Source organism: Bombilactobacillus folatiphilus, assembly GCF_023380265.1.
Classification (GTDB): Bacteria; Bacillota; Bacilli; order Lactobacillales; family Lactobacillaceae; genus Bombilactobacillus; species Bombilactobacillus folatiphilus.
This window is the reverse complement of sequence record NZ_CP093366.1, coordinates 145,218-160,466: the sequence shown is the minus strand read 5'-3', so window position 1 is coordinate 160,466 and position 15,249 is coordinate 145,218. Positions and strand designations below refer to the sequence as shown.

The window sequence follows — 15,249 nt, the reverse complement described above, 5'->3', positions numbered from 1 at the left end:
CCTAATGCGTAATAATCTTGCTTAAAAATTGCTGAGCACGTTCAGTCTGTGGACGCTCAAAGAAACTGTTCGTTTTATCATCTTCCACAATTCGACCTTCATCCATAAAAACAACTCGGTTAGCGACTTCTTTAGCGAAACCCATTTCGTGTGTCACAATTAACGACGTCATATCACTGTCGGACGTGATTTTTTTGATAACTTGCAAAACATCATCAATCATTTCCGGATCCAGCGCCGAAGTCGGCTCATCGAATAACAATAACTTGGGTTTCATGGCCAATGAACGGGCAATCGCTACGCGTTGTTGCTGTCCGCCAGATATCTGAGATGGTTTATTTTGAGCCTTACTCTCCAAACCTACCATTTGTAACAACTTCAATGCGCTTTTACGATTTTCCTCTTCTGGCACGTGACCGACAATGCGCGGTGCTAACATAATATTTTCTAAAACCGTTTTATTAGCATACAAATTAAAATGCTGAAACACCATCCCAACGTCACGCCGTAAGATATTCAGATCGGTTTTTTTAGCTGATAAATCATGATTATTAACAATGAGCTGTCCGCTTTGGATTGATTCCAAGCCGTTCACTGTCCGCGCCAAAGTACTTTTACCGGATCCTGAAGGCCCGATGAGAACGACCGTCTCACCTTGATCAATTTCTAAGTTAATATCGTGTAGTGCATGAAATTGGCCGTAATATTTTTGTACATCATGAAATTCAATCATTGACATTTTCATCGCCTCTTTATTCTTCTTACCAGTATCATGATTTGAAATAATTATACTCTAAATTAAAGAAATTAGACAATATGTACTAACATAATGAAAAGAGTTTTATTTTTAGGGGTTCTGCAGACTACGATCGGTAGACCGTATTGTGAGAGTAAATCTGAGATTTAATTTAATTAATTATTATTAATATCAAATCGTAAAATAAGCAAAAATCAATTTTACGGTATTTTATCATAAAAAAACAACCCCCTAGACCTAAGTGGCAGATAATTGTTGCCTTGCTAGCATTGTCCAAGGATTAAGTTCATTTTCGTTTAAATAAATATGATGACTAATTATGCGAAAACCCCAGTTACATCGTAAACGTACAACAATTCAAAAAGGAGCTTAGTTTTCACTAAACTCCCTCTGAAAAGCTATCGACGTTTGAGCACGATCAGCTGATATAAAGATATGGTCAATACATAATAGAAGAAATATAATACTAAAAACACGACAATTGGTAGCCAAACTCGTTGGTATGGCTGGGAAATGAGTGATGTGAATAATTGTAAACCAAACAACATATTCACAATTCCCATCACCGCGGGAATCCCAAACAACACGCCTAATTCTTGGCGTAGCGAACGTTTCAATAAGCTAGTTCGTGCGCCAATTTTTTGTAACATTTGATACCGTAATCGGTCACTATTAGCACTAGACAGCACCTTAAACATTAAACAGCTAGCCAACATCGCCAAAAAAGCAAAGCCTAAGAAGAAGCCCATAAACTCCAAACCACTAAATAATTCGTTAATCATCTGATATGTGGATACTTTGGGTGTTGTACCTCGAATTTTTAAAGTTGGATAACGCGCTTGTTGTTCTTGAACCAAACTTTTAATCACGGAAATATTTTGATAAAAGTCGGCTGTTTTGACTAAAATTATCTGATTTGTGGGTGCTGAAATCTGCTGAAAAGCTGCTGAATCGACCCATTGCCGTTGATGATCTAAGGCTTGCGGTATCAACATCAACTGCAAGTGATCACCAGTTTGTGACTCACGCCGTTGCATTTGTTGGATCGTCGGCGTGATCGTTGCCACCTGCTCTTGATTGGTCAATAAATAATGAAACGGTTGTCGGTGCATCTGCTCTTGCGCAAAATAAACCGTCTGGTGTTGCACTTTATACTGATATACCGTTTTCTTGGCTGCTTTTAATTGCGTCAATAATTTTTGTTCCCGACGATTGGGATTATTCACCGTCACATCATAATATTCCGAACGATCCGTCGTTTTTTGAACACTTTGGGCAAAGCCAACACCGACGCTTAAGGCTCCTAAAGCTAACGAGAATAACAATGTGACGATCGTCAAAATTTTAGTATAATCGGCAATACGAAAGTTCAATTGGCCCAAAGTAAAACTATGCAGATCACGCTGTGCAAATTTTCGCCGCCGTAGTAACTGAATTAGGAACCTAAAAAGAGTATTAATGACACCATAGGTACCTAAGCTAACAGTCACTAATGCCAGTCCTACCGCCAATAGCTGCATTTGTTGAACTTGCGTCATAGACCAATAACCGATAGCCAACAAAACCAAACTCATGACTAATTGTCCAACTTGGACAAAGCCAACGCGCATTTTGGAACCAGCTTTTGGTGCTGAATCTTTTAAAAGATTCAATAACGGACGATGACTAATTGTCCAACTATTTTTGAACGCAGCAAATAAAAAAATGATGCTTAAAATGAGGACCGTGGACAACACTGCGGGCCAATAAAATACGTGAAAACCAACTAATGACGTCTGTAATTGATGAGCTAAGGCTGGTGCAATCAACTGCGTTAGTCCCAAGCCTAAGATGACGCCGACGGCGGTGCTACTGAGGCCAATCACCAACGTTTCGGTCATTACTAAGCGCCGAAGAGTTCGTTCTTTGGCTCCCAACATCAAGAACATACCGTATTCTTGTTGACGCATACTCATCAAAAAATTATTTGCATACAAAACATAGACAATCGTAATCAACACGAGGAAAATCGTTCCCATTTGAAAAACAATCGGTGTCACCGCCACTGGCGAATTAGATTTTAAAAAGCGCTGATTTAAAGCCAAAGCTTGAAACATATAAAAAATGGCTGCCGCAATCAGTAAGCCAGAAAACAAGACTAAATAATCTTTCCAGCGTTTTTTGATACCCGTTAAGGCTAATTTATTCAACATCTGCCTTTGTCCTCCCTAGATTACTCTACAAACGTTCCTAAATTATTGAGTATTTGTTGATAAAACTGTGGCCGCTCCAGACCACCACGTTGCAATTCCAAACCAATTTGACCATCCCTAATAAATAAGATGCGTTGGCAAAAGCTAGCCGAAAACGGATCGTGTGTCACCATCAAAATGGAAGTTTGATCTTCCTGATTCACCTTAGTCATCGTATCCAACAAAGCGCGCGCACTTTTAGAATCCAGCGCACCCGTGGGTTCATCACCTAATAAAATCGCTGGTTCATTAATGAGCGCTCGCGCTGCGGACACACGCTGTTTTTGTCCACCCGATAATTGCGTGGGATAATGATTCAAATAATCGCTTAAGCCTAATTTAGCAGCCATAACTTGCACTTTTTGGTCAATGATTTTCGGTGTTGCGCGTTGCAAAGATAACGGCAAAGCAATATTTTCAAACGCGGTTAGATTCTCTAACAGATTAAATTCTTGAAAAATAAAACCAATTTGTTGTGCCCGAAAATCGGCTAGCTGATTTCCTTTCAACTTGGTTACATCAGACCCGCCAATCTTGATACTGCCACTGGTTGGTCGATCTAGCGTTGACATTGTATTTAATAATGTGGTCTTCCCTGAACCTGAAGCACCCATAATTGCGACAAATTCACCTTTTCCCACACTAAAACTAACATTTTTCAAAACTTGCACTTGCTGCGAACTTTGTTTGCCATAAACTTTTTGGACATCTTGTAATTCTACGACTTTGGTCATGACTAACCTCCAGAGTAATTTGATTTTGAATAATATTATATGACGAATAGCATTGTACAATAAATTATATATTTTCGTCAAACAATAAATGCAGTATACTAATTGAGGTTTTTGTCGATTTGAAGGAGGAAGGATTATGATGGACGATTTGGATCCCGATCGCAAAAAATTCATTAGTTGGCCCGTGGTGGCACTGATGGATTTTGTTACGGTGATTGGGTTTGATGATATTATCTATAATTTTCAAAACCAAGGTTTGGCAGTGGTTACAACCTGGATTTTGATGCTTTTTGTTTTTGTTGTCCCATATGAAATGATTGTGGGGCATTTAGGATCTGTCTTTAGCCATGATGGCGGCGGCATGACCTCTTGGGTGCGTCATACGAGTGGCGACCTATGGGGCTACATATGCGCTTGGACTTACTGGGTTTCCGGTTTGCCGTACATTGTCGACGTGGCTAATTCCATGGTCATTTCGTTTGGCTGGCTAATTTATGGTAATAATTCTTTATCTAACAAAATGAGTAACGCCATGTTTGCTTTATTAACCGCTGTGATTTTCACGATTTTCATCTTTTTAGAACATCGCTTCAAGAATTCATTGCAAGTTTTCAGTGTCATTGGTGGTGGTGCAATGTTCATAATGACTGTCCTTTACGTTATTATGACCTTTGTTTACTTAGGACACGGCGGTGCACCGCATACGCAGCCGTTCACATGGAAATCTTTTGTGCCTCATGTTGATATGAAGTATTTGGGATCTTTTGCCCTCATTATTTTTGCTATGAACGGTAGTGAATTTGCCGCACCGTATGTGACTGAAATGAAAGATGGCAAGCATGATTTTCCTAAAGCAATGTGGATGTTAGCAATTATGACTGGTTTCTTAACCGTTTTAGGCTCATTCTCATTGGGAATTTTCTTCAACGCTCATCATCTGCCGAATGACCTCAAAATGAACGGTTCTTATTACGCTTTTCAGAAAATGGGGTCTGAGTTTGGCCTCGGTAATTTCTTTTTATATGCTTTTGCAATTACGCAGGCAATTTATATGATGGCACAATTGGCCGTTTTACTGGATGCGGGAACACGGATGTTCTTGTCTGATACTGCTAAAAAATATTTACCTAAGTCATTAACCAAACTTGATAATCGCGGTTTACCTGTGAACGGTTATTGGCTGACTACTGGTATCTGTACCTTCATCATGGTCGCCAGTGCGACATTGCCCAATATGAATTCTATTTTTAACCAATTATTGAATCTCAACGGCATCGTCTCCCCGTATACCACCTGTTTCCTATTTTCTTCATTTATCTTAGTGCGCTTACATGATAAGCAATATCCGTCAGACTTTGTCTATATTAAAAATAATAAATTGGCAGTTGCCGTGGGAATATGGTGTTTTGCCATCACCTTCTTATTTGCTACCCTCGGCATTTGGCCAGTGGATGAAAAGCCTGGCACATCAACGTTCTATCATGTCTTAGCCTTAAACATTATTGAGCCATTAGTAATGATCGTGATCGGCGCCATCTTACCAATGATTGCTCATCATCAACAACAAAAAGAATTAGACTAAACAAAAAGCAACCAACCGGTTGCTTTTTTGATATATTCAAAGTAGGAATTTTTTCAAGGAGGACTTCTTATGAGCGAACCCATCCCCGTTATCGTCAGTGGTGTCAGCCACTTACAAACCGATTTCACCGATTCTATGCGTGAATTAAAGCAACTAGCGCTCGCTGATCAATTAAAACCAGTCCAAGAATTTACCCAAATGCTTGAACTCGTGAATCATAAAACTTACTTTGGTCAAGGCAAAGTTCAGGAATTAAAGCAACTTGCTCAATATCATCAAGTCGATTTAATTTTGGTCAACGACGAACTAACTCCCGCACAATTACGTAATTTAGAAAAAGATACTAAACTTCATTTTCTAGACCGCACCGAATTAATTTTGCAAGTATTCAGTCAACGTGCTCATAGTCGACAGGCTCAACTGCAAGTCGCGATTGCCCAATTGCAATATCAATTACCACGAGTTCATCCTTCAGGTAATCCATTAGATCAACAACGTGGTGGCGGCTTAGCAAACCGTGGCACCGGCGAAAGTCAATTAGAATTGGACCGCCGAGTGATCAAACAGCGCATTACCAAACTCAAGCACGAACTTAAACAATTACAAAAAGCGTTAACTACACAAAGCAAACGCCGCCGTCAATCGCAATTGCCCCAAGTCGCCTTAGTTGGTTATACAAACGCGGGTAAATCAACAACTTTAAACGGTGTTTTAGATTACACCAAACAAACCACTGCCAAACAAGTTGGCGTCAAAGATCAATTATTTGCGACGCTGGATACATCAGTGCGCACCATTAAGCCACCTGCTAAAGCGCGTTTTTTGCTTTCGGACACGGTCGGTTTCATCAATAAATTACCGCATAAATTAATTGCTGCTTTTCGCTCCACTTTAGCGGAAGCGCAAAACGCTGATCTTTTGGTACAAGTCGTTGATTATGCTGACGCTAATCATGAACAAATGATTGATGTTACACAACAAACCTTAGCCGAAATTGGCATTCACGATAAACCCATGATTTTTGCTTATAACAAAGCCGACCAAGTCACCCACGAGCCAGCACAAATCAAAGGCAACACAATCTATTACAGCGCCAAACGTCTCCAAGATATCGCATTATTGATTCAATTAATTGAACAAACTTTAAGTCGTGATTATGTCCAAATTGCTGTTGTCATTCCGTATGCTTGTGGTGATATTGTCAATCAAATTCAAGCAAATCTGACAATCCAAGAACAGTATTTCACTGCTAAAGGCACTTATTATCGCTTGCAAGTCGCTCGCAGTCAAGCCGCACAATTACAACCATATGAAATTGCCTTAACCGATAAACCTATGGCGATATCTTCGTTCCATCAATAATTGATTGCTCCCATAAAAAAATCAGTGCTTTCATTCAGCACTGATTTTTTTGAAATTCTTTTTAAGCAACCGGACTCACTTTCTGTGCTAAAACCCACTGTTGATCACTACCCAAACGCACATACAATTGACCGTCAATCGATTTAACTCCATAAGTGGAGTACATCATATTAGTAACATTTTGAATAATTTTGCCTGTTGAATGCCCTAATTGATCACACAACTGCGTTCCCGGTTGCACACAAACAACTTGAGGCAAGAGATAGTCAAATGCTTCCACCGAAGCCCATTGATTATTCCCGACATCAATCGAATAAATTGCTTCCGATTGATCGACAAAATCGACTTGATTAATTCTCCAATCCGCATACTGGGTCGATAATTTGCCAATCGGCTGCGTCAATTGCGGATCACTATACAGCTGAATCGGGCGATAATTGGAAAATGCTTCATTAAAAACGTAAGAACCCTCGGCAATATCATGATATTTTGGTGCATCGCAAGTTGAAATCCACTGATTGCCGCCTAAATTGACCGCCGTTCTTTGACCAGCATCATTAATTGCTTCACCAAAAATCTCCCATTGATCAACATTGCGATCCAAAGTTTTTCCCGTCGTCTGAGTTAAATTGGGATCACTGTAAATAGTTGTCGTTTGACCATTGGAATAATAAACCTTACTCCGCGGACTAATTACTTGCGCTGCCGAAACCGTTTGTGCGCCTGTACATAAAATTCCAAACGAAACCATTGCTGAAAACAAAATTTTATTTAATTTCATATCTATTACTCCTCCAAATTAAGCAGTGATTTTATTATAGCATTAAAATTATTTCAGAACTATCAAAACAAAAACCTATATTTTATACAAGTTTCGTCTCATCGTCAAAGTTTTTGCACTAAAAAATCCTCAATTAATTTTTCTTAACATATTTATTTACTTTTAATAATAAACATATTAGACTATGGACAATCTTAATTAAGGAGTGTTTACCATGAAAGTTCATAAGTCTTTATTATTTACGACCGCTGTCCTCTTGAATTTGGGGATTCTGGGAGGCTACCATGCTACCCACACTGTACAAGCGGCCAAAAGCGATACACTCAAAATTATGTCTAAAGATGTAATTGCTACGATGGATTCTTCATTAAATACCGATGTGATCGGTTCCCAAAACATCAATAATACAATGGAAGGTTTGTATCGCTATGATAATAAAACGCTCAAGCCTGCTTTAGCGACCAAAATTGTCCAACCATCTACAGACGGCTTGACTTATACTTTCAGTTTACGACCTGAAGCTAAATGGTCCAATGGTGATCCCGTGACCGCGAAAGATTTCGTTTTTGCCTGGCAACGCACCGTCAATCCCAAGACTAAGTCTCAATATGCTTATATTTTTGATGGCATCGAAAATGCGAAAGATATCTCTAACGGCAAAAAGCCCGTTTCTGCTTTAGGCGTGAAAGCCCTCGATGATCACACTTTAAAAGTTAAACTATCGCAACCCATTCCGTATTTCTTACAACTGTTAACTTCGGAGGCCTATTTCCCCCAAAATCAAAAAAATGTCAACAAATGGGGCAAAAAATATGGGACTAATTCAAAAACTTTGGTTTTCAACGGTCCTTATGTAATGAAAAATTGGAATGGCCCAGATAATTCGTGGACTGAAGTGAAGAATAAAAATTACTGGAATGCTAAAGCAGTGACCGTCAAAAAATTACAGTATCAAGTCGTCAAGGATTCTTCAACCGCTTTAAATCTTTATCAATCAAAGAAATTAAACGACGTCATTGTCAGCGGCAACAACGCCAAGCAAATGAAAGATTCCAAGGGTTACAATGTGGTGAAGCAAAATGCCACATTTTACCTACAAATGAATCAGAAAAAAGATAAATTATTCCAAAATGCAAATATTCGGCGAGCCATTGCTTTATCAATCAATCGTAAAGAATTAACGGATAAAATTTTAGGTAGTGGCGACAATCCTGCAACTTCCGCGACTCCAAGTAAAATGAGTTATGATCCGAACGACAAATCCAAAGATTTTGTGGCTGAAACCAAAAACAGTGGGCAAAAATATACACAATATAAACCGGCCGAAGCTAAAAAATTATGGAAGAAAGGTTTGAAAGAAACTGGACAATCCGGTAAAAAACTCACCTGGACTATTTTAGGTGATGACACTGATGCCAGTAAGAAACAAAGTGAATTTTTACAAGATCAGTTGGAAAAACTCCCCGGTGTCAAAGTTAACCTGAGCAACGTGCCCTTCAAAAGTCGGCTCAGCAAAACAGATAATGGCGACTTTGACCTCGTTGTGACTGGCTGGAGCGCCGATTATCCCGATCCCATTAACTTCTTAACGCTCTTTACTAAAGGTGCCAGCAACAATGATGGCCACTGGCAAAATGCTGAATACAATAAGTTAGTTAATGAATGTCTCACTACCTCATCTAATAATACCGACGAACGGTGGCAAAAAATGAAGCAGGCTCAAGATATTTTGAATGATCAACAAGGTGTCATTCCGTTGTTTCAAGTTGGTGAAGCTCACCTCACAAACACCAAGATCAAGAACTATAAAATGACCCCGAATGGCAAGTACAATATGATTAATGTGCAGATTAAATAAATTCAAAGATTTTACGGAAAAAGAATGTCGATTTTAGATATTCTTTTTCTTTGAGCACGCTGATTTTAATCCATTTGATCGGCTTGTCAATTACCTCATGAGCATTTTTTAATTTATCAGTTTACTTTTAATATTAAACATTGTAAAATTAACTCAACACTGGAAACTAAGGAGAAGTTCAAATGAAGTTTAAACGCATGTTAGTTGCTAGTGCGAGTGCATTAGTGAGTCTAGGCGTGCTGGCTGGTTGCAGTTCATCCAAGTCAGCACAAGGTCCTAAAAATACCGTCCGGATTATGCGAAAAGATGTTATTGCTACCATGGATTCATCCCTCAACACGGATATTATTGGTACTCAAGCTCTGAGCGATACAATGGATGGTTTGTATCGTTATCAAGGCAAAACTGTCAAGCCGGCCATTGCGACCAAAGTTGTTAAACCAACCAATAACGGTTTAACTTACACTTTCCCATTACGTAAAAATGCTAAATGGTCCAATGGTGATCCTGTTACTGCCAATGATTTTGTTTATGCTTGGCAACGGACCGTTAATCCAAAAACTAAGTCCCAATATGCTTATATTTACGAAGGAATTGCGAATGCCAAAGAAATTACTGACAATAAAAAGCCCGTTGATTCTTTAGGTGTCAAAGCTTTAGACAAGCATACTTTACAAGTCACTTTAGATAAGCCCATTCCTTACTTTAATCAATTAATGACTTCCTCAACATTCTTTCCACAAGATCAAAAAGTGGTAGAAAAATGGGGTAAGAAATATGGAACAAATTCAAAGACGTTAGTTTTCAATGGACCTTATAAACTTCAAAAATGGAACGGTCCTGATAATACTTGGAACGAAGTTAAGAACAAAGATTATTGGAATGCTAAAGATGTCAAAGTTAAGAAGTTGCAATATCAAGTCGTCAAAGATGCTTCCACAGCTTTGAATCTGTATCAATCCAACAAGTTAGATGATGTAATCTTGACTGGTGACACTGCCAAACAAATGAAGGGTTCTAAAGGCTTCAATGTCAAGAAGATGAATTCAACTTTCTATTTAGAAATGAATCAAGAAAAAGATCCTATCTTCAAGAATCAAAAAATTCGGCAAGCTTTAGCCAAATCTATTGATCGGACACAATTAGCAAATAAAATTTTAGGTGATGGTAGCTCAGCTAGTTTATCCACAACACCATCAAATATGTCCTACGATCCAAACAACAAATCCAAAGATTTCGTCAGTGATACCAAACAAAGTGCCAAAACAGCTGAATATAACACCAAAGAAGCCCAAAAACTTTGGAAAACAGGTTTAACTGAAACAGGACAAACGGGTAAGAAATTCAATTTAACCCTTTTAAGTGACGATACTGACGCTGCTAAGAAACAAAGCGAATTCTTACAAAGTCAATTAGAAAAGCTTCCTGGCATCAAAGTTACATTGAACAATGTTCCATTCAAGAGCCGTTTAAGTCGATCGATATCTGGAGACTTCGATCTTGTAGTTACCGCTTGGAATGCAGATTTTCCTGATCCATCTAACTTCTTAACCCTCTTCACCAATGGTGCAAGTAACAACAATGGTCACTGGAATAATAGCGATTATGACAATCTGGTTAATAAGAGTTTGAGTACTGACGCTAACGATCCGACTATTCGTTGGAAAGATATGACACAAGCGCAAGATATTTTGAATAAGCAACAAGGCGTCATTCCTCTGTATCAAGTCGGTGAAGCCCACTTAACCAATAATAAGGTTAAGAATCTCGACTATGGTCCATCCGGAACCTATAACATGGTTTCACTTCGTATTCATAAATAAGCACGTCGATCATCGTTGAAAGCGGAGTTGCAGTTAAGTCTGGGACTCCGTTTTTCATTTTATGTAAAGGAGCTGGTTTTATGACCAAATATATACTCAAGCGTATTGGTTATATGATTCTGACATTATTTATCGTTGCCAGTGTCACATTCTTTATGATGAAATTGATGCCTGGAACGCCTTTTTCCAATCAAGACAAGTTATCCGCCGCTCAATTAAAAATCATGAATGAACAATATGGCTTAAACAAACCGATTTGGCAACAATATTTAATTTATTTAGGCAATTTATTGCACGGTGATTTTGGAACTTCTTTCCAATTCAATAATCAACCAGTTCTATCACTAATCATGACCCGCTTAAAACCGTCCATGCTGATTGGTGCACAAGCAATGATTATTGGTTCGTTGTTAGGAATTTTACTGGGAGCCGTTGCCGCGATTAACAAAAATAACTGGATTGATAGTCTTGCTACTTTTGTCTCCATTGTAGGCATTTCCGTCCCTAGTTTTGTCCTAGGCGTTTTATTACAATTCTTCATCGCTTTCAAGTGGCATATATTACCAATTGCGCTCTGGAACGGTTGGCAATCCAGCATTTTACCATCCTTAGCCTTGGCTGTAAGTCCGTTAGCGCAAACAGCCCGTTTCATGAGGACCGAAATGGTCGACGTTTTAAATAGTGATTATATTGAATTATCTAAAGCCAAGGGGAATACCCGCTGGCAAACAGTTGTGAAGCATACTTTGCGAAATTCGTTAATTCCTGTCATCACAATTTTGGGACCTTTGACTGCTAATATTTTAACCGGTTCACTTGTTGTGGAAAACATTTTCTCCATTCCAGGGATCGGTGAACAATTTGTGAAATCCATTATGACGAACGATTATCCAACCATCATGGGCTTGACCATTTTCTACTCGTTAATGTTCATGGTCATGTTATTAATTACCGATATTTTATATAGTATTATTGATCCACGGATTCGCTTAACGAACAACAAGGAGGGCAACTAGATGGCTGATATCAAAATCACTACTGAAAGCTTTGAAAAAATTAGTGGTGATCAATCACAAAACCAAGAAAAAATTAATGCCCCTTCACTAACCTTTTTCCAAGATGCCGTTCGCCGTTTAAAAAAGGATAAAATCGCGGTGGTTTCATTCTTCGTATTAGTTTTTATTGCACTCGTTGCTTTTTGCGCACCGATCTTGTCACCACGTGATCCCAATGCTCAAAATCCTAACTATGCGAACTTACCACCACGAATTGCGAATACCAATATTCCTGGTTTTCGTGGTCTCACCAAGAATGCTGCTGGGATTAAAGTTAATTCCTACACCACTAATAATGTTCCTAAAAACCGTACCTATATTTTAGGAACGGATTATCTTGGTCGCGATTTGTTCTCGCGGATTTTATATGGTACTCGTTTATCATTAATTATTGCCTTTGTTGCCACTTTGGTTGATCTCTTAATCGGTTTACCATACGGGATTATTTCTGGTTGGAAAGGTGGCACTGTGGATCTGGTCATGCAGCGGATTATTGAAGTCATCTCCTCAGTGCCGAACTTAATTGTCGTTATCTTATTACTGCTGGTCTTAAAACCGGGGCTATCTTCAATCATTATTGCGATTGCCTTTAGTAGTTGGGTCACCATGGCCAGGCTAATTCGAGCGCAAACCTTACAATTAAAAGAAGAAGAATATATTCTAGCATCGTTAACTGTGGGTGAATCACCGTTTAAAATTTCGATGAAGCATTTGATTCCCAATTTGTCTTCAACCATCATTATTCAAACCATGTTTTCTATTCCAAACGCCATTTTCTTTGAAGCTTTCTTGAGTTTCATTGGGATCGGGATTCCTGCACCAAATGCTTCTTTAGGTACGTTATTGTCTGACGGTCAAAAAGCTTTCCGTTTCTTGCCATATCAGATGTGGTACCCAGCATTAGTGCTTTGTATCTTAATGATTGCCTTTAACTTATTTGCTGATGGTCTGCGTGATGCATTCGATCCAAAATCAGAATAGGAGGTTCTAAAATGGCGAATAATATTCTTGAAGTAAAAAATTTAGAAATCAATTTTAAAACCTTTGCCGGTACCGTCCAAGCAATTCGTGACGTCAGCTTTAATTTGCGAAAAGGTGAAACTTTAGCAATTGTTGGGGAATCTGGATCTGGTAAATCCGTCACAACTCGCAGTATCATGGGCTTGTTAGCATCTAATGCCATTGTGGCAAACGGTGAAATTTTATATAAAGGCAAAGACTTGCTTAAGGAATCTGAAAAAGAAATGGATCACCATCGCGGTAATGATCTTTCTATGATTTTCCAAGATCCAATGACCTCTTTAGATCCTACAATGCCAATCGGCAAGCAAGTTGCTGAACCTTTACGCATTCACAGTAAAATTTCTAAAGAAAAAGCCATGAAACGGGCCCAAGAAGTACTTGAATTGGTCGGCATTCCGAATGCTAAAGCCCGGATGAAAGATTATCCGCACCAATTCTCTGGTGGACAGCGGCAACGGATTGTGATTGCAATTGCCATTGTCAATTATCCTGAAATCTTGATTGCTGACGAACCAACCACAGCGCTGGATGTGACTGTGCAAGCACAAATTATTGATTTGATGCGTGAATTGCAGGAAAAACTGGAAACTTCGATTATCTTTATCACGCATGATTTGGGTGTAGTGGCTGGAATTGCTGACCGGGTGGCCGTTATGTATGCAGGTAAAATCATTGAATATGGCACCGTCGATGAAATTTTTTACCAACCAAAACACCCTTATACTTGGGGCTTACTGAGTTCTATGCCGACCTTAGATACTAAGGGGTCCAAACTGTCCTCAATCCCTGGTACTCCGCCGGATTTGTTAGATCCTCCAAAGGGTGATGCTTTCGCTCCTCGCAATCCTTACGCTATGAAAATTGACTTGGAGGCACAGCCGCCCTTCTTCAAAGTGAGTGATACCCACTATGCGGCAACTTGGTTATTGCATCCTGATGCTCCCAAAGTGGAACCACCATTAGCCATTCAAAAACGTGCTCAAGAATATGAACGTTTAATTCAAGATGGCAAAGTGATTAACCCGAATCAAGGAGGAGCACTTTAATCATGAGTGAAAGAAAAAAAATTATTCAAGTGCAACATTTGAAACAATATTTTAGTCCCGGTAAACCAAATGAAGTTCGGGCTGTCGACGATATTAGTTTTGACATTTATGAAGGTGAAACTTTCGGCCTCGTTGGCGAATCTGGTTCTGGTAAGAGTACCACGGGTCGTAGCATCATTCGTCTGTATAATCCAACGTCCGGTAAAATTATTTTTGATGGTAAGGATATCAGCACAATCAAAAATCATAGCCCTGAGATGCTGAAGTTTCGACGTGAAATGCAGATGATTTTCCAAGATCCATATGCTTCTTTGGATCCCCGGATGAAAGTTAAAGATATTATTGCTGAAGGTTTAGATGTGCATGGTCTGGCAAAAAACGATCAAGACCGTGACCAACGGGTGAACGATTTACTGAAGATTGTCGGCTTAAATCCTGATCACGCGACTCGTTACCCACATGAATTTTCTGGTGGACAACGGCAACGGATTGGTATTGCCCGTGCGTTGGCGGTAGATCCACAATTCATCATTGCCGACGAACCAATCTCAGCTTTGGACGTATCAATTCAAGCACAGGTCGTCAACTTGATGAAAGATATTCAAAAGAAAAATAATCTAACTTATTTATTCATTGCACATGATTTGTCGATGGTTAAATATATTAGCGATCGTATTGCGGTGATGCACCAAGGTCGCCTCATGGAATTAGGTGATGCTGATGAAGTTTATAATCACCCACTGCATCCTTATACTAAAAGTTTGTTGTCGGCGGTCCCGACGCCCGATCCTGAATTAGAACGTCAAAGAACTCGGATTGATTACGATGCTTCTATCGAAGCTAGCAACAATAACGAGCGCCAACTACGGGAAGTTCAGCATGACCACTTCGTCTTTTGTAGTGAAGAAGAGATTACACAGTATCAAGATTAAATTATTAAATCAAAAAAGTACGTTGAAATTCAAAATTGAATTCAACGTACTTTTTTATTTTTCTA

General features: G+C 39.1%; 12 protein-coding genes. 8 read left to right on the top strand and 4 right to left on the bottom strand.

The window, feature by feature from the left end; translation table 11 throughout:
* Position 1: 1 nt before the first annotated feature.
* The 3 genes from MOO45_RS00715 to MOO45_RS00705 all read right to left on the bottom strand — a co-directional run bounded on the left by MOO45_RS00715 (position 2) and on the right by MOO45_RS00705 (position 3,722).
* On the bottom strand, positions 2–739 hold the full coding sequence (locus tag MOO45_RS00715) for an amino acid ABC transporter ATP-binding protein (protein WP_317619039.1): 738 nt from the start codon (positions 737–739) through the stop codon (positions 2–4).
* Positions 740–1,155: 416 nt separating this feature from the next.
* Positions 1,156–2,949, bottom strand: a complete 1,794-nt coding sequence (locus MOO45_RS00710) for an FtsX-like permease family protein (RefSeq protein ID WP_249514517.1) — start codon at positions 2,947–2,949, stop codon at positions 1,156–1,158.
* 20 nt (positions 2,950–2,969) lie between these two features.
* The gene (locus MOO45_RS00705; protein ID WP_249514516.1) at positions 2,970–3,722 is read right to left on the bottom strand and encodes an ABC transporter ATP-binding protein; all 753 of its coding nucleotides are present in this window, start codon (positions 3,720–3,722) and stop codon (positions 2,970–2,972) included.
* 139 nt (positions 3,723–3,861) lie between these two features.
* Between MOO45_RS00705 and MOO45_RS00700 the strand changes: the two genes are divergently transcribed.
* Positions 3,862–5,304, top strand: coding sequence for an APC family permease (locus MOO45_RS00700; protein WP_249515114.1), 1,443 nt, complete (start codon positions 3,862–3,864; stop codon positions 5,302–5,304).
* 69 nt (positions 5,305–5,373) lie between these two features.
* Positions 5,374–6,666, top strand: coding sequence for a GTPase HflX (gene hflX / locus MOO45_RS00695; RefSeq protein ID WP_249514515.1), 1,293 nt, complete (start codon positions 5,374–5,376; stop codon positions 6,664–6,666).
* Between the two features lie 61 nt (positions 6,667–6,727).
* On the opposite strand, the gene MOO45_RS00690 is transcribed toward hflX, so the two are convergent.
* Positions 6,728–7,447, bottom strand: a complete 720-nt coding sequence (locus MOO45_RS00690; RefSeq protein ID WP_249514514.1) for a hypothetical protein — start codon at positions 7,445–7,447, stop codon at positions 6,728–6,730.
* A gap of 214 nt (positions 7,448–7,661) precedes the next feature.
* Between MOO45_RS00690 and MOO45_RS00685 the strand changes: the two genes are divergently transcribed.
* The 6 genes from MOO45_RS00685 to MOO45_RS00660 all read left to right on the top strand — a co-directional run bounded on the left by MOO45_RS00685 (position 7,662) and on the right by MOO45_RS00660 (position 15,184).
* Complete coding sequence (locus MOO45_RS00685; protein ID WP_249514513.1) at positions 7,662–9,305, top strand: peptide ABC transporter substrate-binding protein; 1,644 nt, start codon at positions 7,662–7,664, stop codon at positions 9,303–9,305.
* A gap of 182 nt (positions 9,306–9,487) precedes the next feature.
* Positions 9,488–11,128 carry a peptide ABC transporter substrate-binding protein gene (locus tag MOO45_RS00680; protein WP_249514512.1) on the top strand — a complete coding sequence of 547 codons (1,641 nt, stop codon included), beginning with the start codon at positions 9,488–9,490 and terminating at the stop codon, positions 11,126–11,128.
* Positions 11,129–11,208: 80 nt separating this feature from the next.
* Positions 11,209–12,144, top strand: a complete 936-nt coding sequence (gene opp3b, locus MOO45_RS00675) for an oligopeptide ABC transporter permease (RefSeq protein ID WP_249514511.1) — start codon at positions 11,209–11,211, stop codon at positions 12,142–12,144.
* Positions 12,145–13,164 (top strand): ABC transporter permease, encoded by a 1,020-nt coding sequence (locus MOO45_RS00670; protein ID WP_249514510.1) that lies wholly within the window; start codon positions 12,145–12,147, stop codon positions 13,162–13,164. It abuts the gene before it with no gap.
* A gap of 11 nt (positions 13,165–13,175) precedes the next feature.
* A complete protein-coding gene (locus MOO45_RS00665; protein WP_249514509.1) occupies positions 13,176–14,252 on the top strand; it encodes an ABC transporter ATP-binding protein in 1,077 nt (358 codons plus the stop codon).
* A gap of 2 nt (positions 14,253–14,254) precedes the next feature.
* Entirely contained in the window at positions 14,255–15,184 is a 930-nt protein-coding gene (locus MOO45_RS00660) for an ABC transporter ATP-binding protein (RefSeq protein ID WP_249514508.1), read from the top strand.
* The last annotated feature ends 65 nt before the right edge of the window (positions 15,185–15,249 follow it).